The organism is Ruegeria jejuensis (assembly GCF_041537905.1).
GTDB lineage: Bacteria > Pseudomonadota > Alphaproteobacteria > Rhodobacterales > Rhodobacteraceae > Ruegeria_C.
The window spans coordinates 324,731-347,759 of the sequence record NZ_JBGRUO010000002.1 but is presented as its reverse complement, the minus strand read 5'-3'; the positions used below and the strand labels follow the sequence as shown (position 1 = coordinate 347,759).

Genomic DNA, 23,029 nt, shown 5'->3' with positions numbered 1-23,029 from the left:
GCAAGCCCTTCGTACAAATCCCCATAGCACAGCCGACCCAAAAGAACTAACCCCGCGATTTCCCGCCTGAGCGCTTCTCTGACGCCGGGAAACCCATCGCGCAACTCCCCCGCCAGCATGCGGCGTCCGAGAAACCTGCATCAGTGCTGCCACTCGCCTCGCGCATTCAATGCCGCAAGGTGCCACGCAACCGAGCTTCGTTTTTGCGTTTCTGACAAGCTCGGACAAACCTATAACCACCACCACAATCCCGATGACCAGTTTCCCGCAAGACCAGTTTGCAGAGCCTCAGGCCTTCAGCCAGGCCTTAGCGCCCTCCATATCCGAAACGTCGAAGAAATGGCTCTCGGCGTTCAGGAAGCGGCTCATCAGGTGTTGCGCCGCGCGCTGCCAGGCCTGATCGCCCACCACGGCGACACGATCGGGAATGGCGGCATGTTCGCGCACAAGGCTGAAATGGGCGGCCAGTGCCGATAGGCCCTGCCAGCCGTCAAATTCACTCAGGTCCAGCAGCAGGCGGAAGCCATCGCGCGCCCGTATCTGCGCATCCAGATCCTTTTCCGCATTGGCGATCACCTCCGGATCGAGCTTGCCCATCAGCTTGACCTGCAGGCACGGCCCGCCCAGATCAAGCATATGCACAGAGCCCAGAGACTCGCGCAGCCAGCGGCGCGCGGTTTCGGCGTCGATCAGATCGAAGACCTGTACAGGGCATGGCATAATCGGCGCGGCCAGCCGGATCGAGCTGCGCAGCCAGCGGGTATCGGTGACCACCGCGATCCTGTCAAAGCCGCTCCAATGGCTCAGACCCAGCTTGCTGTCAGCCCAGGCGGCAGACAGGTCATAACCCTGAAACTCCTGCCCGAAACTCATCATCAGACGGATACGATCATGACGTTCCAGCGCTTTTTCAACCGCCGAGATCAGGACAGTATCGTAATCCTGCGCGGTGATCTCGCCGGAAAGCTCGACCTCAAGCAAGGCGCCATCCATCTGTGTCTCAACGGAAATCATTCAAGTGCTCCCTTTTGGCTCTGGAGGCAGCCTAGTCGCTTTGCAACCACCGCGCGAGGCCTTCCGGAAACTCGGGCCGGAAATAGGCGATCATCCGGCCATCCCGATCGGCTGTTGCGTTTGCGGCCCAGGGCGCAACCCCATGAAGCAGATGGCGATGCAACAGATAGGCCTCACCCGGACGCCCGTGCAATTCGATCCGGGGGTAGCTATCGAACACCTCGCGGCGCGTGGCCTGATAGATATCGGTAATGTCGAGCGTTGCGTGGGTATCCGCAGGATGCGTCGCAAACGCATTGGCGAAGGCGCGGCCAAGAGGGCGATGACTGCCCTCCCACAAAGCCAGCGGCGCTGCGTCCGGACTGGCCTCGGTCAGAGGAATGCCGAGGACCCAGGCATGGGGTTCTTCGACCCGTCTGCGGCGATGCGGACCCGAAGGTCTCAACCCGTCCACATGGGCCGCATCCCGGTTGGCACGATAACGGAATGCAGCCTCGCCCTCACCGCGCCGGGGTCGGGGATAACCGGGATAGATCACCGAGACCTGCCCCTTGTGCAGGTCCTGCGCGCCCAGGTGACGGTTGATGAACTCCATCGCCTGCCCGGCCAGGGGCGGTGATCCACTCACCCGCCCGTCGCCGTCATTCTCCAACGCATCGACGCCGATGAACCAGGTGCCCTCGCAATCATGCCAGTCGCTGTGTTTTGGGTCATGAACCGCGGCACGCGCGGCGGGTAAAGCATGGGTAACCCAATGCGCCAGAACCGGATCAAAGGGAAATTTGATCCAGCCCTTTTGCCGGAACCCCTCTACCATCCCAGCGCCTTGCGCAGCATGTTCAGCGCCACCAGCGTGAGGAACACGGCAAAGACCCGCTTCAGCGGCTTCGGGTCCATGGCATGGGCCAGTTTCACCCCCCAGGGTGCGGTGATCAGCGTCATCGCAATGACCACAAAGAACGCCACCAGATTGACCGCGCCGATGGTGTAAGGCGGGCGATGCTGGGGATCGACATCAAGAAACAGGAAACCGGCCACCGAGGGCACGGCGATGATCACGCCAAACCCCGCCGCCGTCGCCACCGCCCGGTGAATGGGCGTGTTGAACAGGCTCATGAGCGGCACGCCGAAACTGCCGCCGCCAATCCCCATCAACACCGACAGGAACCCGACCGAAGGCGACAACACCGCACGCTTCACTCCCTGCGGCATGGCATCACCCAGCCGCCATTCAGACCGGCCCAACCCCAGATAGGCCCCGATCACCATCCCAAGCACACCAAACAGCGCCTGCAACACGTTGGTGTGCAGATACGAGGCGACCAGCACGCCCAGAACAGACCCGATGGCGATACCCGGCCCCCAGCCGCGCAGGATGTCCCAATCCACCGCGCCCTTCTTGTTATGGCTCAACACCGAACGCACCGACGTGACAATGATTGTCGCCAACGAGGTCGCCAGACACAGCTGCATCAGCTGCGGGCCACCATAGCCAAGCGTCTGAAAGGCATAGAAAAACGCGGGGACCAGCACGATGCCGCCCCCAACGCCCAGCAACCCGGCCAGCACCCCGGCAAAAGCTCCGATCGCCAGCAGCATCGCCAGCATCTGCAGCAACAATCCGGTTTCCGGCATGAACATCCCCCCGTTTCGGCAGAACTTGGTTACACCGGCGCAGGGGAAAGGAAAAGCGCCCTAGCCTGCCTGTACCTCGGGCTGCGGGATCACATGCGTCAAGGCCGCCTCGACCAGTTCCGGCCCGGCCTCCTTGCGCGCCGCACCTTCCGACAGGTGCCGACGCCACGCCCGCGTGCCGGGTCGCCCGGCAAAGAGGCCCAGCATATGGCGCGTGATCTGGTGCAGCCGCCCACCCGCGCTCAGATGCGCCTCGATATAGGGCAGCATGGCGCGCACCACCTCCACCGGATTGCTCACATGGTCGCGGCCGAAAACGTCCCGATCCGCAGTGCACAGGATATCGGCAGGCTGATGATAGGCCGCGCGCCCGATCATCACTCCGTCCAGGCCGGCCTTCAGTTGTGTCTGCGCCTGGGTCAGCGAGGTGACCCCGCCGTTGATCGAGATATGCAGGTTCGGGAACAACCCTTTCATCCGGTAGACCAGATCATAGTCGAGCGGCGGGATATCCCGGTTCTCTTTCGGGCTGAGCCCCTGCAGCCAGGCCTTGCGCGCATGGATGGTCACCCGCTCGCAGCCAGCCGCCACGATCTGCGCCAGAAACTCGGGCAGCACCTCTTCGGGGTCCTGATCGTCGACACCGATGCGGCATTTGACGGTGACATCCACATCCACCACCGTCCGCATCGCCGCCACACAGGCGGCAACCCGCGCCGGGTCTTTCATCAACACCGCCCCAAACGTGCCCGATTGCACCCGGTCCGAAGGGCAGCCGCAATTGAGATTGATCTCATCATACCCCGCCGCCTGCCCCAACCGCGCGGCGGCAGCCAGTTCCTGTGGGTCCGAGCCTCCCAGTTGCAGCGCAATGGGGTGTTCTTCGGCGCTGAACTCCAGCAGGTGCAACGCCCCGCCCCGCACCAGCGCAGGCGCGGTCACCATTTCGGTATAAAGCAGCGCCTCGCGGCTCAGCAGACGATGCAGAAAGCGACAATGCCGATCAGTCCAATCCATCATGGGGGCGACAGACAATCGCGCTGCTTTTTCTACACAGGTATTCAAAGCGTTAGCTCCATGTGCGCCGGACTGTTGCGTTCGAATTTCCGGCGGATTTCACATCAAAATGTGAAATGGTGCGGTCGAGAAGACTCGAACTTCCACGGGTGTTACCCCACAGCGACCTCAACGCTGCGCGTCTACCAATTCCGCCACGACCGCACTGTCAGGCTTGGTAGAGCGGCGTATAGACGAGGGGTGCGTCGATGTGAAGAGGGAAATCCACACTTCAGTTTGATTTCCCTCCGGGTGCGATCTCTGCTAGCGATGCGACTGCAAAAACCTCAGGAAATACCGCCATGACCGATGCCCGAAACCGTCCCGTAGTCCAGATCGATGTGGTCTCGGACGTGGTCTGTCCCTGGTGTATCGTGGGGTTCCGGCAACTGGATCAGGCGCTTGGGGAAACCGGGATCGTCGCACAACTCAGATGGCACCCGTTTGAACTGAATCCCGACATGCCGCCCGAGGGGCAGAACCTGCGTGATCATATCATGGAGAAGTACGGCACATCAGCAGAACAAAGCCAGCAGGCGCGGGAACGGCTGACGGCGCTTGGGCAGGGGCTGGGAATTACCTTCGAATTTACCGAAGGCAGTCGCATCGTGAACACGTTTCAGGCGCATCAGTTGCTGGATTGGGCCGAGACACAGGGGCGGCAGCACCCTTTGAAGCTGGCGCTGTTCGAGGCTTATTTCGCGCATGGCCGGGATGTATCCGATCCGGATGTCCTCATCGCCGCAGCGGCGCAGGCGGGGCTGGAGCCGGAAGCCGCGCGTGCCGCGCTGGACTCGGGCAAATATGCCGCCCCGGTGCGCGAGAAACAGCAGTTCTGGACCAGCCGGGGCATCACCGGCGTGCCCGCGATGGTGTTTGGCGGCAAATACCTTCTGACCGGCGCGCAGGGCCGCGAAACCTATGGCGAGGTGCTGCAACGCTGCCTGGCAGAGGCCGCCTGACCCCTTCCCTCGCGCAGCAACGAGGGGTAAGGACAGGCCATGGACTGGATCACTTCAGACGGTTTGACCGATTACGACGAGGCTGTCGCCTTCATGGAGGCACGCGCCGCTGCGATTGCGGCGGGCGAGGCCGAGGAGTGCATCTGGCTGCTGGAACACCCACCGCTCTATACCGCCGGCACCTCGGCGCGGCGCGAGGATCTGACCGATCCGGACCGGTTCCCGGTGCATGAGAGCAAGCGCGGCGGCCAATACACCTATCACGGTCCGGGCCAGCGCGTTGTCTATGTGATGCTGGACGTGGGCAAACGCGGCAAGGATGTGCGCCGTTTCGTGCAGCAGCTTGAGGAATGGGTGATTGCCACGCTGGATCAGTTCAACCTGCGCGGCCATATTCGCGAAGGGCGCGTGGGTGTCTGGATCGTGCGCGATGACAAACCGCTGACGGCAAGCGGCGCCAAGCCCGAGGACAAGATCGCCGCCATCGGCATCCGCCTGCGCAAATGGGTGAGCTTCCATGGCATCTCGATCAATGTCGAACCCGATCTGAGCCATTTCGACGGGATCGTGCCCTGCGGCATCACCGAACATGGCGTGACTTCTCTGGTGGATCTGGGCCTGCCGGTCACCATGGAGGATCTGGACGTCGCGCTGCGCAAGAGTTTCGATCAGGTAATCGGCACCCTCCCCGCGCACGCAACGCACGGGTAATCTGGCACGGGCCAAGCCAAACCGCAGCGTAGACTCAGGTCTGCGGCGCGCCCAAGTTTCGGCTGCTCGGCAAACGCATGACGTAGAATGCAGCGGCGAGATTGAACGGGATCATCGCCATCAGAGCCGCTTCCGCGCCCTGCACATGCGAGATCATGCCCAGAATCAGCGCCAGCAGAAATCCCAGAACACCGCTGACAAGATTGGACGCCGCAACGCAGTAGGGCCGGGTCTCGTCAGATGCAGCGTTCACCACGTAAACGGTCTTGCTGACGCTCACACCCTGATTTGCGATCGCAAGCAACAGGAAAGCGGCGCTGTGGGTGGCAAGATTTCTGAGATCGGGAAAAAACTGCAGGCTGAGCGACAGAAGCGCTGCCAGGCAGGCGATCAGCGCAGAGACGTTCATGGTCAGACGTTCGGATTTCCGACTGAAGGCCGGGAAAACCGCACCTCCGATCATCATACCCAGCGCTCCGGCCACAACAAAGGTGGGCAGGCTGGGCGCCGTGTCGGGATGCAAAGCAACGGCATGAATGGCAAAAAACGGTGTCGCGACCTCGATCGGCGTCAGCAGCATCCGGGCCACGAGGTACTTCCGGAACCAGGTCAGGTGTCCGGCAATCGCAAGCCCGCTGCGCACCTCGTCCAAAAACTTGCTGGTAGTGACGGCGCTGGTTTGTTCAGCGCCCCCGGAAGTGATCTTTTCAGGCTCGCGTATCACAAGCGCCGAAGCTGCCGACAGCGCCAGTAGGACCGCACCCACGACAATCAGCTCGCTGTTAAAGCTGTCGTCCCCGTCGAAGTCCAGATAGTTGACCGACAGGTAGGTCGACGCAATCACCCCCAATCCGGTCAGAGCCCCGGTCAGAAACAGCAGCCCGGCGCGCGAGGACGGCAACAGCGAGCGACCGAGAACATCCTGGAATGCGAGCACACCCAGACCCTTTCCGGCACCAATCAGCGCCGCGGCCAGCAGAAAAATCACCACAACCGTCTGCGCGGCGAAATCGTCGCGCATCGTCGCGACCGCAGCCAGCGCAGCGACGCAGACCAGCGTCGACCACGCCATCACGCGTTTGCTATATCGCACGCGGGTCAGGAAGGCTGCGCCAGGGACCTGGGACAAAAACCTGGTAATATTCACCGTCGACAGGATCGTGCCGGCGAAATAGGCAGGCCCACCGACGGCAGTATAGATAAACGGCAGTACCAGCCTTTCGCTGCAAAGCTCGAAACCGACCTGATTGCAAACACCCTGCACTGTCAGTGAACCAAAGTTCCAACGATTGGTCTTGCTATCAAGGGTTACCGTCATCCGACACTCTTCACTGTTTCACGCCGAAGAGGCCGGGCGCTTTGTGAGCGATTGGTGAGGTATCGCACAAGCCCCGCCAGTAAGCTAGCCAGACCGGTGCGCCACCAATGGCCGGAAAGATTCCGCGGCGGCCGGGTCAGGGCAGCGTGATCGCGCCAGTTACATCGTTGCGGTAGCTGCCATCATCGCGCGTACCAGCTCGAAACGCGCCGCCGCCCGAGGCACCGTCCCATTTGCCGGTGCCCCCCTCGACCGACCAGATACCGATCGTCAGCCCATCACGCCCGATTCCCTGCGGCACCCAACTGAGGATCGCCATGTCACCATCCTGATCGGTATAATTGCAAACGCCCCCTCCCGAGACCTGCCCCGATTTGATCATGATCGATCCAAAGCAGGGCCCCTGGACCGCCGCCAATGGGTTCTGCGGATCAACCGCGTCGAACTTTTCGTACTCGTTGTGGACGTCAACGACGATCAGCGCTTCCGACACTTGCGTCGTGACCGAGCTCGAAGTGGCAATGCCCGTCCCATATGCATCAAAAGACTCCGCCCAGGCCCCATGAGAAATTGCGAAAGGAAAAAGAACAAAAAGCAGCCTTGAACCAAACATCAAAATAAACCCCCAAAAAAAATCTCGTTACCCGCCAGTTGAAATAAACGGCGGCGAGGGCAAGGGTATCACAGTTTCAGGTTGAGACAAATTTAGCCGTAGCGCCCGGCGGTTCACTCACCCAAGCGCGGCGCGGATTTTCTCGGCATGTTCCGCGATCAGGTCGAAATCGCCCATTTTCCCCGGCGGGCGCAGCGACACGCCCTCATGGCGGGGCAGCACGTGGAAATGCAGGTGAAACACCTCCTGCCCGCCTGCGGCTTCGTTGAATTGCTGGATTGTGACCCCCTCGGCGTCAAAGGCCCTGCGCACGGCTTGGGCCAGTTTCTGCGTGGTTGCGATCACCGCCGAAAGCTGTTCGGGCGTGGCGTCCAGCAGGTTGCGGCAAGGCGTTTTCGGGATCACCAGCAGATGCCCCTCGGCGCGCGGCATGATATCCATGAAGGCCAGCGTCTGATCGTCTTCATAGACGCGCTTGGCCGGGATTTCCCCTCGCAGGATTTTGGCGAAGATGTTGTCGGGATCGTAAGCCATGGCGCACCTGAATGAACTGCAGATGCCCTGTTGTTGCCAGCCGGATGCGCAAGGTCAACCCATCATGGGCCTTGCCCTTTCCAAACCGGTCTTTTCAAGAGGTGACGCAGAAAGCTGGCTGCGCGGTTGCCGCTCTGACGGACCTTAGTCTGACGGGTTGCGCCCGGCGGCATCGCTCCCAGCACCGGATTTAACTTTACCCGATGCATTGACCCCGCCTAGTCTTCCCGCAGGTCGAATGCGTGCAGGATCACTCTTGCGCACAAGCAGGTGAGATGCCCCTGCAGGTTGTGGCGAGCGAAAGACCTGCTGCTATTCTTCTGAAAATGCCCGACAAAATCCGGGCAGGCCTTCGGAGAGGTGGGGTCCGATGATGGTAAGATGCAGCAACAGAATGTGCCGATGGATCTTTGCGGTTTTTCTGGCCGCGGGATGCGGAGCAGCGGTCGTTCACGCGCAAACGAGTGCCGAGAGCGCCCATATCGCCATAGAAAACCCCGCCGAACTGACCAAGGAAGAGGCGCAGGAGATCTATGATGATATGTCTCGCCGCATGGCGAGAGGCTATGCCGCATCCCGGCTCGATCTGATCGCGTGGTTTCAGGACTGGCCCAGGTTCAATGACGCACCCTACGTCTCGGCCACCCATGGGCAGCGCTATGTCAACAGCTATGCCAACAAGGTGGCCACGAATTACGCAACGCTGAAACCGGGTGAAAAACTGCCCGTCGGGACCGTGCTGGCAAAAGACAGCGTGACCGTGACCGACGATGGCCGGGTGTTTCCCGGCGCGCTGTTTGTGATGGAGAAGCTGGCCGCAGGCAAAAACCCCGATACCGCCGACTGGCGCTATATCATGGTGATGCCGGACGGCTCGCTCTTTGGTGACACGATGGGCAGCCGCCGTGCTGCGGTCGCCTATTGCCATGTCTGTCACGAGGCGGTGGCGGACCGCGATTACACCTTCTTCGTGCCCGAAGACTACATCGCCGCAAAATAGCGCCTCACCAGGCCCCACGGTCCGAGACACCCCCGAAATTCAAGGGGGTGCGGCTATTTTACTTGATCGAGATCAAACTCTGCCATTGAAGGGGACGCCGCCACCCACTAAAACCGGCTGGAATCCGCGCGGTCCGGAGCCAACCGGCTGAGCGTCAAAGTCGCAACAGGAGGCACCTATAATGGCAGATGCAGCCATTCATGGTCACGAGCATGAAGATCAACGCGGGTTTTTCACCCGCTGGTTCATGTCAACGAACCATAAGGATATCGGGATTCTCTACCTGGTATTCTCGGCACTTGCTGGTTTCATCTCGGTCGCACTGACCGTATTCATGCGGCTCGAACTGATGGAGCCGGGGGTGCAGCACATGTGCCTCGAAGGGTTCCGCCTGTTCGGCAGCGGCGCCGAGGTCTGTACCCCGAACGGCCATCTGTGGAACGTGATGATCACCTATCACGGCGTCCTGATGATGTTCTTCGTGGTGATCCCCGCCCTGTTCGGCGGCTTCGGCAACTATTTCATGCCGTTGCAGATCGGCGCGCCGGATATGGCCTTCCCGCGGATGAACAACCTCAGCTTCTGGCTTTATGTGGCCGGGACCTCGCTGGGTGTTGCCTCGATGCTGTCACCGGGCGGCAATGACCAGCTCGGATCGGGCGTGGGCTGGGTTCTGTATCCACCGCTCTCGACCACCGAAGGCGGCATGTCGATGGATCTTGCGATCTTTGCGGTGCACGTCTCGGGCGCCTCGTCGATCCTGGGCGCGATCAACATGATCACCACCTTCCTGAACATGCGCGCGCCGGGCATGACGCTCTTCAAGGTGCCGCTGTTTAGCTGGTCGATCTTCGTGACAAGCTGGCTGATCCTGCTGTCGCTGCCGGTTCTGGCGGGTGCGATCACCATGCTGCTGATGGACAGGAACTTCGGGTTTACCTTCTTTGACCCGGCCGGTGGCGGGGACCCGATCCTCTATCAGCACATCCTGTGGTTCTTCGGCCACCCGGAAGTGTATATCGTGATCCTGCCCGGCTTTGGCATCATCAGCCACGTGATCGCCACCTTCGCGCGCAAGCCGATCTTCGGTTACCTGCCGATGGTCTGGGCGATCATCGCGATCGGTGTTCTGGGCTTTGTCGTCTGGGCACACCACATGTACACGGTCGGCATGACCGTGAACCAGCAGGCCTATTTCATGCTGGCCACGATGGTCATCGCGGTGCCCACGGGCGTGAAGGTGTTCAGCTGGATCGCCACCATGTGGGGCGGTTCGATCGAGTTCAAGACGCCGATGCTGTTTGCCTTCGGCTTCCTGTTCCTCTTCACCGTGGGCGGCGTGACCGGCGTTGTGCTGTCTCAGGCGGGCGTGGACCGGGCCTATCACGACACCTATTACGTGGTTGCGCACTTCCACTACGTGATGTCGCTGGGTGCGGTGTTCGCGATCTTTGCCGGGGTTTACTTCTACTTTGGCAAGATCACTGGACGGATGTATTCCGAGTTCTGGGGCAAGATCCACTTCTGGCTCTTTTTCATCGGCGCGAACCTGACCTTCTTCCCGCAGCACTTCCTGGGCCGTCAGGGCATGCCGCGCCGGTATATCGACTACCCCGAGGCTTTCGCCTACTGGAACTACATCTCAAGCTGGGGCGCGTTCATTTCCTTCGCCTCGTTCCTGCTGTTCTTCGGCATCGTCTTCTATGCGCTCTTCCGTGGCGCCAAGGTGACCGAGAACAACTACTGGAACGAATATGCGGATACGCTGGAATGGACCCTGCCGTCGCCGCCGCCAGAGCATACGTTCGAAATCCTGCCCAAGCAGGAAGAGTGGGACAAGGGCCACGCCCACTGATCCCCGCCAATAGCTGACAAAAGCCCCGCCATCGCGCGGGGCTTTTTCTTTGCCGATTGCAGATTTGCCGTCCTTGCTTAAGCTAAGCGCATACCCCCGGTGCACACGCCCGCCACCCTGCCCCATATTCTGGATGCCTGATGAGTTCTGACATCACCTTTACCAGATTACCGGCAATCGAGCTTGCCGAGATCATCTCTCATATGTCCGACCCGCGCGTGGCCGAGCATATGCCACTGCTGACCTTCGAATGGGACGCCGCCACCGCCGCCGCGTTTGTCGCCCAGAAAGAGGCCCGCTGGCAGCAAGACGGGCTTGGACATTGGGCGATCCTTTCAGATGGCGCCTATATCGGCTGGGGCGGGTTTCAGAAAGAGGGTGAGGATTGGGATTTCGGCCTCGTCCTCAAGCCTGATCATTTCGGGTTGGGCGCGCGCATTTCCAAAAAGGCGATCGCCTTTGCTACCGCTGATCCGCGCATTCCCTACGTGACTTTTCTGCTGCCACCATCACGCAAGAATCGCGGCGCGCTTGCGCGTTTCGGTGCAAAACCCGTCGGCGAAACAGAATATGACGGCGCGACCTTCCTCAAATACCGGCTTGAAACGGCCTAACCCTCCGGCCAGAAATCTCCGATCTGCAAAGAACCGTCGAATTTTCGAGGATTTTGCTTTACCTTGGACAAAGACCCCATAGTCGCCGGAGCAAAGCAATGCCCGAGATCGATTTCTGGTTTTCTATTGGCAGCACCTACACGTTCCTCACGGTGATGCGCCTGCCCGATTGGGCGCGCGAACGGGACGTGACCCTTCGCTGGCGACCCTTCAACGTACGCCGCGTGATGACCGAGCAGAACAATATCCCCTTCGCCAACAAGCCCGAGAAAACCGCCTATATGTGGCGCGACATCCAGCGGCGGGCGGCAAAATACAAGCTGCGCTGCACCCTGCCCGCGCCCTACCCGATATCCGACCTGCCTCTGGCCAATCAGGTGGCGCTGCGGGGCATGAGCGAAGACTGGGGCATCCCCTTTGTGCGCAACTGCTATCGTTTGTGGTTCGAAGACGGGATCGAGGCCGGGTCCGAGGCCAACCTGAGCGAGGCGCTGCACCGCGCCGACCAAGACCCGATGCAGGTATTGGCGCGCGCGCAGGACCCCGAAACCGTCGCGGAACTTGCAGCGGAAACCGAGGCCGCCGCCGCAGCGGGCGTGTTTGGTGCCCCCAGCTTTGTGGTGCGCGGCGAGGTGTTCTGGGGCGATGACCGGCTGGAAGATGCGCTGTCCTGGTCGCGACTGGGCCATGTGGCCTGAACGTCTATCCCGTTCGAGCATCGCCGTAATCAGCGCCCGAACAGTCTCCCGGACACGATTAAGCGAAGTTAACGCAGCCATTGTCATGCCATCACACTCGGGGACTATCTCCGGTTTCAGGTCACAAGCCATGAAAAGGGGAGCGCTGTCTCAGGCGGAGAGACCCTCTGAAACAGGAGCGGATGATGACACCAACGAAGCAAAGCGCCGCCGAGGCTCAAAAAGCCGCATTCTTTGAAAGGGTCTGGACTGACGATGCCTTTGCGCAAGCGCTGGAGGATAATCCGAAAGCAGCTTTGGCAGAGCTTGGCGGAACCCTGCCGGAAGACGTGGAGATTCGTGTCGTCCACGACGCCGACAAGGTGAAGTACCTGCACATCCCGGCAGCGCCGCCAGAGGGCGAGGTATCTGACGCCGACTTGCTTGATGCGCAAGGTGGTACATCACTTGTCTGCGTTTCCATTTCCGTGAGTGTCGTGACCGTCGCCACAGCCACTGCGGTCTCCACTTTTGAACCCATTTGATCCACTGCAAGGCTGCGTCTGACCGGCATACACGGTGCTGGTTTCGGCCTGGGGCCATAGCGGGGGTCACGTCGTGCGAGTGCATTTCCCCTTCGACCACCGCCGCAGCCATGCTAGGTCACACCCATGCCCTACCGCTGGACCACATCGTCGGACACCCATGCCGAACTGCGCCTCTGGCCGCATAACTCGCTGCCGCCCAAGGGCTTTGCGGCGACGGTTCTGGGGATCTTTGCGCTGGCCACGATACCGCTGATCATGTTGCTGGGGTCGATCCTGCTCTGGGGTATTCTGCCCTTTGTCCTGCTGGCGGTGGCCGGAATCTGGTGGGCCTTGCAGATCAACTACCGCAGCCGCCGCATTCTGGAGGTGCTGACCTTGTCGGACGCGGATGCGCATCTGATCCGGCACGACCCCGGCGGGTCGGTGCAGGAATGGCACTGCAACCGTCACTGGGCCCAACCCGAGTTACACCCCGATGATGGACCGGTGCCAAATTACGTAACGCTGAAAGGCGGCGGGCGCGAGGTCGAAATCGGCGCCTTCCTGTCCGAGGACGAACGCAAGGCGCTTTATGACGACCTGCGCGCCCGGCTCAAACACGTGTGAGGGATGTCGGCGCTACCCGTTTGAGGACGCGCAGAGGTGATCTTTGACCATTGGGCCGACCTTGCCGAAATCCATCCGTCCGGTATAGCGCGACTTCAACTCGCCCATCACCTTTCCCATGTCGCGGATCGAGCCCGCGCCGGTCGAGGTGATGGCGGTCTGGATGGCATTGGCGACCTCATCCTCGTCCAACTGCTTGGGCAGGAACTCGGCGATGATCTCAACCTCTCGGGTTTCCCGTTCGGCCAGATCCAGCCGCCCGCCCTCTTCATAGGCGCGCGCGCTTTCCTGCCGCTGCTTGGTCATTTTGCCAAGGATGGCAAGCACATCGGCTTCATCGCAGCCCGATGCCTCTTCGGCACCGGCACCACGGGCAGCGATATCCTTGTCCTTGATTGCCGCATTGATCAGCCGCAGCGTCGAGACACGCTCGCTGTCTTTGTCTTTCATCGCTTGTTTCAGGGCCGCATTGACCCGAGAGCGCAGATCCATCTGTGTATCCATCCCCATGGAAAGCCAGACCCGACCATACCTAAAGAAAAACTCTGGCACAACCGGAAGCGGCATCGGCTAACCTGTTGAAATCCCTTGGTAGGCCAAAAAACCGGTACTCTTGACCGGGGCGAGGAACCCCCTTAGGAACAAGCCGGTTTACCCAACAGGAGAGTCGCGCCATGGCACACCCCGCCCCGTCAAAGCCCACCGCATGTCTGGCATTGGCGGATGGGACGCTGTTCTATGGCATGGGCTTCGGCGCGACCGGTCAAACGGTGGCCGAGCTCTGCTTCAACACCGCCATGACCGGCTATCAGGAAATCATGACCGACCCCTCTTATGCAGGTCAGGTCGTGACCTTCACCTTTCCCCATATCGGCAATGTCGGCGTGAACCCCGAGGATGACGAAACCGGTGATCCGGTGGCCGAGGGGATGGTGGTCAAATGGGACCCGACCACGTCGTCGAACTGGCGCGCAGCGGAAGAGCTGAAGGATTGGCTGACCCGGCGCGGGCGCATTGCCATCGGTGGCGTTGACACGCGGCGACTGACCCGCGCGATCCGTCAGCAAGGCGCACCGCATGTGGCGCTGGCCCATGACCCCGAGGGCAATTTCGACATCGCCGCGCTTGTCGCCGCCGCCCGCGCCTTTGCGGGACTCGAAGGCATGGATCTGGCCAAAGAAGTCACCTGCGCACAATCCTATCGCTGGGACGAGATGCGGTGGGCCTGGCCCGAGGGCTATGCCCGGCAGGAGGCCCCTCAGCACAAGGTGGTCGCCATCGACTATGGCGCGAAACGCAACATTCTGCGTTGCCTTGCCTCGGCAGGCTGCGATGTCACGGTCCTGCCCGCCACGGCCACCTCCGCCGAGGTTCTGGCGCACAAACCCGACGGCGTGTTCCTGTCCAACGGCCCCGGCGACCCGGCGGCCACCGGCGAATACGCGGTACCGATGATCCGCGAGATCCTCGACGGCACCGATCTGCCAGTCTTCGGCATCTGCCTTGGCCACCAGATGCTGGCACTGGCGCTTGGCGGGGAGACGGTCAAGATGAATCACGGCCATCACGGCGCCAACCATCCGGTGAAGGACATGGAAACCGGAAAGGTCGAGATCACCTCGATGAATCACGGGTTCGCGGTGGATGCGCAGACGCTGCCCGACGGCGTGGTGGAAACCCACCGCTCGCTCTTTGACGGTTCCAATTGCGGGATTCGCGTGGCTGACAGGCCGGTCTATTCGGTGCAACACCACCCCGAGGCCTCGCCCGGACCACAGGACAGTTTCTACCTCTTTGAACGCTTTGCCAGCGCCATGTCTGCGCGTAAGTCAGCAAGCTGACGCGCTTCGGACGTAGTTAACCGCACGTTAACCTTGGTAAGAGACCCTGCCATCCGGGGGTTTGCCGAGGCGCGCGATGAGCGATTTGCAACTGATTTTCCAGCGGCGGAGCGCGGCAGTTCCGGTCGCTGCGCCACATGAGCCACTGGGGCGCATTCTGGTCAGGAATGGCGCGATCACTCACGCGCAGTTGCACGCCGCGCTTGAGCTTCAGCTACGCCTGAACGCCCCGATCGGCGAGATCATCGTCGCCGAAGGCTGGGCCAGCGAGGATCAGGTGCAAACCGCCTTGGTGAAGCAGAGCAACCTCGAACAGGTCGAACTGGCCCGGAACCAGCCCGAACCGGCGCTTTGGGACCTGCAGCCGCGCGCGTTCTGGCAGCGCGTGGGGTGCGTGCCCTACAAAAAAGCCGGGGCCTTTCTGCAAGTGGCAACCGCGCGTCCCGATCGCTTTGCCGAGGTCGAGGCGGCCTTTTCCGAGTCCGACCTGGTGCCGCTGCCGGTCCTGAGCCGCGCGGCAGAGATCGACGCGGTGTTTGCAGATCACTTTGCCGCCACTCTGGCGCATCGGGCTGAAACGCGGGTTGCGCAAGTGTTCAGCTGCCGCGGTTACGCCAGATCCTATGGGCTCTGGGGCGGCGGTGTGCTGGCCGCAATTGCAGCGCTTGGCGTTTTTGCTCCTGCGGTATTGGCCATCACCGCCTTCATCCTTGCCTGCCTGACATTGCTGCTGTTCTTTTCACTGCGCGGCATCGGGTTTCTGGCCCATGCCCTGGCGCCGCCCATGGCGGCTGATGAGCCGCCCATCCAGACCAAACTGCCCAAGGTCTCGGTCATCGTGCCGCTGTACAAAGAGCGAGAGATCGCGACTGCGCTGATCAAGCGGCTCGGTCGTCTGACCTATCCCAAGGCGCTGCTGGATGTGATCCTGGTGCTTGAGGCCAAGGACGAGGTGACGCGCGAGACGCTACGTGGCCTGACCCTGCCGCATTGGATGCGGGTACTGGAAGTGCCCGAAACCGACGGCCTGACCACCAAACCCCGCGCGTTGAACTACGCGCTGGATTTCTGCGTCGGCGAGATTGTCGGCGTTTGGGATGCCGAGGATGCGCCAGAGCCCGATCAGATCGAAAAGGTGGTGCAGCAGTTTGACCGGGCGGGGCAGGATGTTGCCTGCCTGCAGGGCATTCTGGACTATTACAACCCGCGCACGAACTGGCGCGCGCGGTGCTTCACGATCGAGTACAGCAGTTGGTTTCGTGCCGTGATGCCCGGCATCGCCCGGCTGGGGCTGGTGGTACCGCTGGGCGGCACAACGCTGTTCATGCGCAAAACCATTCTGGAAGAGCTCGGCGGTTGGGACGCCCATAACGTCACCGAAGACGCCGATCTGGGCGTGCGGCTGTGCCGGGCCGGATATCGCACCGCCTTTATTCACACCGTCACCCATGAAGAGGCAAACCACCGGCTCTGGCCCTGGGTCAAGCAGCGCTCGCGCTGGCTCAAAGGGTTCATGATCACTTATCTGGTGCATATGCGCGCGCCGCGCCAGCTTTGGCGCGATCTGGGCAGCTGGCGGTTTCTGGGGGTGCAGGCCTTTTTCCTGGGCACGCTCGGGCAGTTCCTGCTGGCCCCGGTGCTCTGGTCGCTCTGGCTGGGGGTTCTGGGCGCGCCGGGTCCCTGGGCAGGGCTGATCGACACGAGGGTCTTGACCGCCACCGCAGCGCTGCTGCTGGCGGTCGAAGGGATCGGGGCCATGATCGCAGCCAAAGCCATCTGGACCCCGGACCGCCGCTTTCTGCTGCCCTGGGTACTGAGTATGCCGCTCTATTACCCGGCGGGGGTGATCGCGGCCTACAAAGCGCTCTATGAATTGGCGGTCAAACCCTATTTCTGGGACAAGACCCAGCACGGCCAAGCGACCGGAGACGGCACGATCTAGACACGCTCGCGCTCATCCGCGTCCTGTTTCAGACGGGTCACGAAGGCAACCGAAATATGATCCTTGAGCGCCCGGCCCGCCGCCTCTTCGTTGCGCGCCGCGATGGCATCGACGATGGCCTTGTGCTCGGCCTGCGCGATCTCGCCCCGGCCCTGTGCGGCCAGCGAGGTGGTTGCCATCAGCGCCATGGTGCGATGCACCAGATCCAGCTGCTGCACCAGATAGCGGTTATGCGAGGCCAAGTGAATCTGCTCGTGAAACCGCCGATTGGCGCGGCTGAGCGCGGGCGGATCATCAACCAGCGCGTCATCCGCCTCGACCATTTCACGCAGTACCTTGATTTCCTCTTCGGTGGCATGACGCGCGGCCAAACTGGCGGCCAGCCCCTCCAACTCGCTGCGCACCACGTAAAGCTCGGCCATCTGGTTGTGATCCAGCGAGGCAACGATCAGCGACCGGCCGTCGCGTTCCAGCAGCGACTGGGTCTCAAGCCGTTGCAGCGCTTCGCGGATCGGTGTGCGCGACACGCCGAACCGTTCTGCCAGATCGCTTTCCACCAGCCGGTCACCGGGTTTGAACACCCCGACATCGATTGCTTCGAGCACGAGGTGATAGGCGTCTTTCTGATTGGACTGGGTGCGGTTCATGCAAGCGGCTTTCCTTGTTCGGACCTGTCTAGCGCCCCCTGCCCCCGCCAATCAAGCCAAAGCGTTGAAAACCTGCGCGGACTGGCCTAGACCCGGCTCCATGGTCAGGCAAAACTTCTCACATGTGGCGCATTGGGTGTTCGATCTGGACAACACCCTCTACCCGCCGCACATGAAGCTCTTCGATCAGATCGAAGTGCTGATGACGCAATATGTGATGGAGGCGCTGTCCGTCTCTCAGGCCGAGGCCGACCGGTTGCGCAACCATTACTGGCACACCTATGGCACCACGCTGGCAGGGCTGATGCGCGAGCATGATCTGGACCCCGATCCTTACCTGCACGCCGTCCATCAGATCGACACGGGCCATATGGAACCCGATGCCGAGCTTGCCGCGCATATCGCCGCGCTGCCGGGCCGCCGCATCGTCTATACCAATGGTTCTGCGCCTTATGCCGAGCGTGTGCTGGCCGCACGCGGGCTGAGCGGGCTGTTTGACGCCATCTACGGGGTTGAGCATGCGGAGTATCGCCCCAAACCCGAGCGCGCCGCGTTCGACTCGATCTTCAAGCAGGACGGGGTGAGGCCGGACCGGGCCGCCATGTTCGAGGACGATCCGCGCAATCTGGCCGCGCCGTTCGACATGGGGATGCGTACGGTTCACGTGGCGCCAGAACCGATGGATGCGGACCACATCCATCATCATACAAATAGCCTGACGGCATTTCTGGCCCAACTGGTCTGAATCGGGCCCGCTGCGACACTCTGCGCAGGGGCGGCGGCCGGGCGAAGCCCTATCTCACGCCAGACAAAGCTACATCCGAAAGGTTCCTTATGAGCAACGCCGCTGTACCCGCCCGGCTGCCCTTCTGGCAGCGCCTGTTCTTTGCCATCCCGGTTCTGGGGTGGATCGCCAAAGAGGTCGCCTATGGCGATCCCGAGAACATCTGGTACGCGATCATCGCGGGTGTCAGCGCCTGGGGCTGCGCGATCCCGCTGTTTGGTCTGCCCGGTTTCTATCTGCCGGCGTTGGCCATGGTCCCCATCATCTGGGTCGTCCTGATCCTGATCACGCTGGGCTGACCCGCGAGACAGGATGTCGCTTGGCCTCTTCCCATCGCTCGGATTACAGTCCGCGAGAATGGAGGCCAGCGACATGACCCAGACCTGTGACATCCTGATTTCGGGCGGTGGCATCGCCGGGCTGACGGCGGCGGTGGCCTTTGGAACTGCCGGGTTCGACGTGATCTGCGTCGACCCCACACCGCCGGTGACAGAGCGCGATGCGGCAGGTTCAGATATGCGCACCACCGCATTCCTGCAACCGGCGCAGGCGCTGCTGGAGCATTGCGGTCTCTGGGCGCGGCTGTCGGGGCATGCCGCTCCGTTGCAGATCATGCGGATCGTCGATGCGGGTGGTGAAGTGTCCGAGCCCCGCATCATTCGTGATTTCGACGCCGCCGACATTTCCGACCAGCCCTTTGGTTGGAACCTGCCGAACTGGCTGCTGCGCCGCGAGATGATCGCGCGGCTGAACGAGTTGCCGAACGTCGATTTCCGCCCCGGCACCGGCACCACCACGCTGTTCACCCGCACCAGCGAGGCGCGGGTGGGCCTGAGCGATGGCAGCCGTGTTCGCTGCAAGCTGGTGATCGCTGCGGACGGGCGCAACTCGCCCATGCGCGAGGCGGCAGGGATCGACGTTAAAACCACCCGCTATGGGCAGAAGGCGCTGGCCTTTGCCGTCACCCATCCGAAGCCACATGACAATGTCTCGACCGAGATTCACCGCTCTGGCGGGCCGTTCACCATGGTGCCGCTGCCGGACTGGCAAGGATCACCCTCCTCCGCGATTGTCTGGATGGAGCGGGGACCGGTCGCGCAAGACCTGCTCGCGATGCCTGACGAGGCGTTCGAGGCGGCGATGAGCAAACGGTCCTGCGGATTGCTCGGGGACCTGAAGCTAGCCTCGCGCCGCACCATCTGGCCGATCATCAGCCAGTCGGCGGCGCGCCTGTCCGGCGAGCGGATCGCCCTGATGGCCGAGGCCGCCCATGTGGTGCCGCCCATCGGCGCGCAGGGGCTGAACATGTCACTGAACGATTTGCGCAGTCTGCTGGACCTGGCCGAGGCGCATCGCGACGATCTGGGCAGCGCCGCCATGCTTGAGGCCTATCACAAGGCCCGCTTCCGCGATGTGGAGTTGCGGGTCACCGGGATCGACCTGCTGAACCGCGCCTCGATGGTCGAGGCGCAGCCGCTGCGCGATGCCCGCGCCATGGGTCTGGACGCGCTTTATGCCTTGCCTGCGGTGCGTCGGACGCTGATGCAGATGGGGCTGGGCGTGCGCTAAAGCACCTTGTCCAGCACCCGTTTCAACCGGGCGATGGTAGCGTCCACATCATAGAGTTTGTCGAGGCCGAACAGACCCAGCCGGAACGTGCTGAACCCTTCAGGCTCGTCACATTGCAGCGGCACGCCAGCGGCGATCTGCATGCCTTCGGCGGCAAATTTCTTACCACTCTTGATGTCGGGATCACCGGTATAGCTGACCACCACCCCCGGCGCGCCAAACCCATCGGCGGCAACCGAGGTTACGCCCTTGTCCTTGAGCATCGCGCGCACGCCATTGCCCAGCGCCCATTGCGCCTCGCGCAGTTTATCGAAGCCATAGTCGCGGGTCTCGACCATCGTATCGCGGAAGGCCTTCAGCGCATCGGTGGGCATGGTGGCGTGATAGGCGTGGCCGCCATTCTCATAGGCCGCCATGATCTCGCGCCATTTCTTCAAATCCACCGCGAAACTGTCGGATGTGGTCTCCTGCAGGCGCTGCTCGGCCCGCTCCGACAGCATCACCAGCCCGGCGCAAGGCGACGCGCTCCAGCCCTTTTGCGGGGCCGAGATCAGCACATCAACGCCGGTGGCCTTCATGTCGATCCAGATGCAGCCCGAGGCGATGCAGTCCAGCACCATCAGCGCGCCCACCTCATGAGCAGCAGCGGCCAGCGCGGTCACATAGTCATCCGGCAGGATCACGCCGGCTGAGGTTTCTACATGCGGGGCAAAGACCACATCGGGCTTCTGCTCGCGGATCGCGGCGACAACCTCGTCAATCGGGGCGGGCGCAAAGGGCGACGGGCTGGCATTTCCGGTCTGACGCGCCTTCATAACCGTGGCGCTGGCGGTCAGCCCGCCGGTCTCGATGATCTGGCTCCAGCGATAGGAGAACCAGCCATTGCGCACCACCAGCACATTGGCCCCGCGTGCAAACTGCCGCGCCACCGCCTCCATCCCATAGGTGCCGCCCCCGGGGATCACCGCCACGCCATCGGCGTTATAGACCGATTTCAGCAGATCCGAGATGTCGCGCATCACCTGCTGAAAATCGGCGGACATATGGTTGAGCGAACGGTCCGTGAAAACGACGGAGAATTCCTCGAGCCCATTGGGATCGACGCTATCAAGCAATGCAGGCACGGCAGCTATCCTTCTGATTTTTTCAGCCTTGTAGTTATCGGCTGATTGACGCTAGGGAAACCGACAAAAATGATGAGCAACCGGCCAATCCCACATTTCCCTTATCATCGTGAGAATAGAAAAAATCTGACAAAAACGTCAGAATCAACCAATAAAAAGGGGCTTCCCCAAGGGCATGACGCCAATTAGTGTCAATTTCACTTTACACCATAAGATGTTTGCGAACAGATTAGCACACGCAAAGAAAGATAAGGTCGTAGCCAGTTGCAGGAACGTAAAAGAACCAGCTTCCAAGCGGTTCGCCAGTTGGTACAGAGCAGGATCGAAAAAGGTATTTGGCCGCAGGGCACATTGCTTCCCACCGAGTCGGAATTGGCCGAAGAATTCGGCTGCGCCCGCGCCACGGTAAACCGAGCCCTCCGAGAACTCGCCGATGGAGGCTTTGTCGAACGCCGACGCAAGAGTGGGACGCGGGTGACAACCGCACCCGTCAAGCTGGCGAAGTTCGAAATCGCGCTGGTGCGCAAAATGGTCGAGGAACAGAACGCGGACTACCGCTATACGCTGGTCAACCGCTCGATCGATCCCGCACCGGCCTGGCTCAGCTCGCGGCTGGGCTTGGGGCCAGACCGCCGCGTCCTGCATGTGCTCTGCATGCATTACGCCAATAACCGCCCCTTCCAGTTCGAGGAACGCTGGGTCAACCTCGATGTGGTGCCCGAGATCGAACACGCCGATCTGTCGCAGTCCGGCCCGAATGAATGGCTGCTCGCCAATGTGCCCTTCACCGATGCCGAGATGATCCTGTCCTCGGTGCCGGCCGACGCGCGAATAGCCGAGTTCCTTGCCACCTCTGCGGGCACTTCGGTCATGCAGATCGAGCGGACCACCTGGAAACAGGGCATTCCGGTCACCTTCGTGCGGATGACTCACCATCCGGGGTTTCAGGTGCGGGCGCGTTACTGACGCCGATCGGGCCGGGCAAGCGTTCTTCGCTCAACAGCACATTTGCCTCGACATCACCTGCCCCGGGCAGCGTCATGATCCGGCGACGCAACACCCGCTCGAAATCGGACAGGTCGCGCGCAACGACCCGCAGGCGATAGTCATACAGCCCCAGAACATGCTCGACGGTCTGCACTTCTGGGATCGCGCTGACCGCGCGTTCGAAATCCTCTAGGCTGACCTGCCCCTTGCGCGCCAGCTTGACCCCCAGAAAGACCGTCACGCCGAACCCGAGCGCCTCGGCATTCAGCCGCAACCGGCGGCCCTTGATCGCGCCACTGTCCTGCAGCCGCTTGATACGGCGCCATGCGGCGGGTTGGGACAGACCAAAGCGCCGCCCCAATGCCCCCGCACTTTGGGTGGCATCCTGCGCCAGCGCGTGCAGCAGCTTGCGGTCGATATCGTCCAACTCGATCATACCGGCAGCGCCTCGTCCCGCTTCACCCGCGCGATATGCATCAGCGCTTCGATATCGGCGATATGCGGCAGGGTCAGAATGCGGTCGCGATAGATCTGCTGATAATGCGACATGTCCCGCGCGATGACAGAGAGCCTCACATCGACCCGGCCCAGAAAGGTCTGGATTTCGATCACTTCGGGCACCTTGCGCGCCTGTGCGGTGAATTCGTCAAAGGCCCGCGCCTGGGTCTTGTCCAGCGTCACCCGCAGCGAGACCTCGACCGCATATCCCAGCGCCGCCCAGTCAATGACCGCCTCCTGCCCCTGAATGATGCCGCTCGCCTCCATCTTCTCGATCCTTCGCCAGCAGACACCCGAGGTGATCCGACACCGCTCTGCCAGTTCAGAGGTCGACAGGCTGGGATCGGCCTGCAGGTGGCGAAGAATACGTCGGTCGATATCATCAAGCATGAATTATTCACTATCATCTGTTTTTGAGAATGAAAATCTCCCTCATCGCAAGAAATCGTGGCAAAGCGCTCTCAAATTGCGCGGCAATGTGGCTTAGAACGCCC

Annotated in this window: 26 protein-coding genes and 1 tRNA gene; 14 read left to right on the top strand and 13 right to left on the bottom strand. The window is 61.7% G+C overall.

The annotated features are described in order from the left end of the window. Positions 1-288: 288 nt before the first annotated feature. The 5 genes from AB1E34_RS04305 to AB1E34_RS04285 all read right to left on the bottom strand — a co-directional run bounded on the left by AB1E34_RS04305 (position 289) and on the right by AB1E34_RS04285 (position 3,870). The gene (locus tag AB1E34_RS04305) at positions 289-1,014 is read right to left on the bottom strand and encodes a SpoIIAA family protein (RefSeq protein WP_372571094.1); all 726 of its coding nucleotides are present in this window, start codon (positions 1,012-1,014) and stop codon (positions 289-291) included. Positions 1,015-1,045: 31 nt separating this feature from the next. After that, a complete protein-coding gene (locus AB1E34_RS04300) occupies positions 1,046-1,831 on the bottom strand; it encodes a hypothetical protein (RefSeq protein ID WP_372571093.1) in 786 nt (261 codons plus the stop codon). Then, the gene (locus AB1E34_RS04295) at positions 1,825-2,649 is read right to left on the bottom strand and encodes a sulfite exporter TauE/SafE family protein (RefSeq protein ID WP_372571092.1); all 825 of its coding nucleotides are present in this window, start codon (positions 2,647-2,649) and stop codon (positions 1,825-1,827) included. The genes AB1E34_RS04300 and AB1E34_RS04295 overlap by 7 nt, the downstream gene beginning before the upstream one ends. A gap of 60 nt (positions 2,650-2,709) precedes the next feature. Further along, positions 2,710-3,714, bottom strand: a complete 1,005-nt coding sequence (dusA, locus tag AB1E34_RS04290; RefSeq protein WP_372571091.1) for a tRNA dihydrouridine(20/20a) synthase DusA — start codon at positions 3,712-3,714, stop codon at positions 2,710-2,712. Between the two features lie 69 nt (positions 3,715-3,783). After that, a tRNA-Leu gene (locus AB1E34_RS04285) sits at positions 3,784-3,870 on the bottom strand. A 137-nt stretch (positions 3,871-4,007) separates the two neighbouring features. On the opposite strand from AB1E34_RS04285, the gene AB1E34_RS04280 reads away from it, so the two are divergent. Then, positions 4,008-4,667, top strand: coding sequence for a DsbA family oxidoreductase (locus tag AB1E34_RS04280; RefSeq protein ID WP_372571090.1), 660 nt, complete (start codon positions 4,008-4,010; stop codon positions 4,665-4,667). 39 nt (positions 4,668-4,706) lie between these two features. After that, a complete protein-coding gene (lipB, locus tag AB1E34_RS04275; RefSeq protein ID WP_372571089.1) occupies positions 4,707-5,378 on the top strand; it encodes a lipoyl(octanoyl) transferase LipB in 672 nt (223 codons plus the stop codon). Between the two features lie 34 nt (positions 5,379-5,412). Here lipB and AB1E34_RS04270 read toward each other — a convergent pair whose 3' ends face one another. The 3 genes from AB1E34_RS04270 to AB1E34_RS04260 form a co-directional block, all read right to left on the bottom strand. Next, on the bottom strand, positions 5,413-6,696 hold the full coding sequence (locus AB1E34_RS04270) for an MFS transporter (protein ID WP_372571088.1): 1,284 nt from the start codon (positions 6,694-6,696) through the stop codon (positions 5,413-5,415). A 136-nt stretch (positions 6,697-6,832) separates the two neighbouring features. Then, on the bottom strand, positions 6,833-7,189 hold the full coding sequence (locus AB1E34_RS04265) for a hypothetical protein (protein WP_372571087.1): 357 nt from the start codon (positions 7,187-7,189) through the stop codon (positions 6,833-6,835). 237 nt (positions 7,190-7,426) lie between these two features. Next, positions 7,427-7,843, bottom strand: coding sequence for an HIT family protein (locus tag AB1E34_RS04260; RefSeq protein WP_372571086.1), 417 nt, complete (start codon positions 7,841-7,843; stop codon positions 7,427-7,429). A 394-nt stretch (positions 7,844-8,237) separates the two neighbouring features. Here AB1E34_RS04260 and AB1E34_RS04255 point away from each other — a divergent pair, with 394 nt between their 5' ends. The 6 genes from AB1E34_RS04255 to AB1E34_RS04230 all read left to right on the top strand — a co-directional run bounded on the left by AB1E34_RS04255 (position 8,238) and on the right by AB1E34_RS04230 (position 13,143). Beyond that, entirely contained in the window at positions 8,238-8,843 is a 606-nt protein-coding gene (locus AB1E34_RS04255; RefSeq protein ID WP_372571085.1) for a cytochrome P460 family protein, read from the top strand. Between the two features lie 181 nt (positions 8,844-9,024). Further along, the gene (gene ctaD, locus AB1E34_RS04250; RefSeq protein ID WP_372571084.1) at positions 9,025-10,698 is read left to right on the top strand and encodes a cytochrome c oxidase subunit I; all 1,674 of its coding nucleotides are present in this window, start codon (positions 9,025-9,027) and stop codon (positions 10,696-10,698) included. Positions 10,699-10,838: 140 nt separating this feature from the next. Continuing rightward, a complete protein-coding gene (locus AB1E34_RS04245; RefSeq protein ID WP_372571083.1) occupies positions 10,839-11,312 on the top strand; it encodes a GNAT family N-acetyltransferase in 474 nt (157 codons plus the stop codon). A 98-nt stretch (positions 11,313-11,410) separates the two neighbouring features. After that, positions 11,411-12,010, top strand: coding sequence for a 2-hydroxychromene-2-carboxylate isomerase (locus AB1E34_RS04240; protein ID WP_372571082.1), 600 nt, complete (start codon positions 11,411-11,413; stop codon positions 12,008-12,010). A gap of 185 nt (positions 12,011-12,195) precedes the next feature. Then, on the top strand, positions 12,196-12,534 hold the full coding sequence (locus AB1E34_RS04235) for an NHLP leader peptide family RiPP precursor (protein ID WP_372571081.1): 339 nt from the start codon (positions 12,196-12,198) through the stop codon (positions 12,532-12,534). Positions 12,535-12,660: 126 nt separating this feature from the next. Then, positions 12,661-13,143, top strand: coding sequence for a DUF2244 domain-containing protein (locus tag AB1E34_RS04230; RefSeq protein ID WP_372571080.1), 483 nt, complete (start codon positions 12,661-12,663; stop codon positions 13,141-13,143). Positions 13,144-13,155: 12 nt separating this feature from the next. On the opposite strand, the gene AB1E34_RS04225 is transcribed toward AB1E34_RS04230, so the two are convergent. Next, positions 13,156-13,635, bottom strand: a complete 480-nt coding sequence (locus AB1E34_RS04225) for a GatB/YqeY domain-containing protein (protein WP_372571079.1) — start codon at positions 13,633-13,635, stop codon at positions 13,156-13,158. Between the two features lie 182 nt (positions 13,636-13,817). Here AB1E34_RS04225 and carA point away from each other — a divergent pair, with 182 nt between their 5' ends. After that, the gene (gene carA / locus AB1E34_RS04220) at positions 13,818-14,984 is read left to right on the top strand and encodes a glutamine-hydrolyzing carbamoyl-phosphate synthase small subunit (RefSeq protein ID WP_372571078.1); all 1,167 of its coding nucleotides are present in this window, start codon (positions 13,818-13,820) and stop codon (positions 14,982-14,984) included. 76 nt (positions 14,985-15,060) lie between these two features. Beyond that, entirely contained in the window at positions 15,061-16,926 is a 1,866-nt protein-coding gene (locus tag AB1E34_RS04215; protein ID WP_372571077.1) for a glycosyltransferase, read from the top strand. Here the strand turns inward: AB1E34_RS04215 and AB1E34_RS04210 are convergent. Then, entirely contained in the window at positions 16,923-17,573 is a 651-nt protein-coding gene (locus AB1E34_RS04210; RefSeq protein WP_306195273.1) for a GntR family transcriptional regulator, read from the bottom strand. The two genes, AB1E34_RS04215 and AB1E34_RS04210, sit on opposite strands and share 4 nt — an antisense overlap. A 100-nt stretch (positions 17,574-17,673) precedes the next feature. Here AB1E34_RS04210 and AB1E34_RS04205 point away from each other — a divergent pair, with 100 nt between their 5' ends. From AB1E34_RS04205 to AB1E34_RS04195, 3 genes are all read left to right on the top strand, one after another. After that, a complete protein-coding gene (locus tag AB1E34_RS04205) occupies positions 17,674-18,318 on the top strand; it encodes a pyrimidine 5'-nucleotidase (protein ID WP_372571076.1) in 645 nt (214 codons plus the stop codon). An 89-nt stretch (positions 18,319-18,407) separates the two neighbouring features. Then, entirely contained in the window at positions 18,408-18,656 is a 249-nt protein-coding gene (locus tag AB1E34_RS04200; RefSeq protein WP_372571075.1) for a hypothetical protein, read from the top strand. A 73-nt stretch (positions 18,657-18,729) separates the two neighbouring features. Continuing rightward, positions 18,730-19,926, top strand: coding sequence for a UbiH/UbiF family hydroxylase (locus AB1E34_RS04195; RefSeq protein ID WP_372571074.1), 1,197 nt, complete (start codon positions 18,730-18,732; stop codon positions 19,924-19,926). Here AB1E34_RS04195 and AB1E34_RS04190 read toward each other — a convergent pair. Beyond that, positions 19,923-21,050: an aminotransferase class V-fold PLP-dependent enzyme gene (locus AB1E34_RS04190; RefSeq protein ID WP_372571073.1), complete on the bottom strand. Its 1,128-nt coding sequence runs from the start codon at positions 21,048-21,050 to the stop codon at positions 19,923-19,925. The genes AB1E34_RS04195 and AB1E34_RS04190 overlap by 4 nt on opposite strands. A 264-nt stretch (positions 21,051-21,314) precedes the next feature. Between AB1E34_RS04190 and hutC the strand changes: the two genes are divergently transcribed. After that, complete coding sequence (gene hutC, locus AB1E34_RS04185) at positions 21,315-22,016, top strand: histidine utilization transcriptional repressor HutC (RefSeq protein ID WP_510769684.1); 702 nt, start codon at positions 21,315-21,317, stop codon at positions 22,014-22,016. Here the strand turns inward: hutC and AB1E34_RS04180 are convergent. Both AB1E34_RS04180 and AB1E34_RS04175 read right to left on the bottom strand, forming a co-directional pair. Then, a complete protein-coding gene (locus tag AB1E34_RS04180) occupies positions 21,961-22,473 on the bottom strand; it encodes an Lrp/AsnC family transcriptional regulator (protein ID WP_372571071.1) in 513 nt (170 codons plus the stop codon). The genes hutC and AB1E34_RS04180 overlap by 56 nt on opposite strands. After that, a complete protein-coding gene (locus tag AB1E34_RS04175) occupies positions 22,470-22,925 on the bottom strand; it encodes an Lrp/AsnC family transcriptional regulator (protein ID WP_306195286.1) in 456 nt (151 codons plus the stop codon). The genes AB1E34_RS04180 and AB1E34_RS04175 overlap by 4 nt, the downstream gene beginning before the upstream one ends. Positions 22,926-23,029 lie beyond the last annotated feature (104 nt).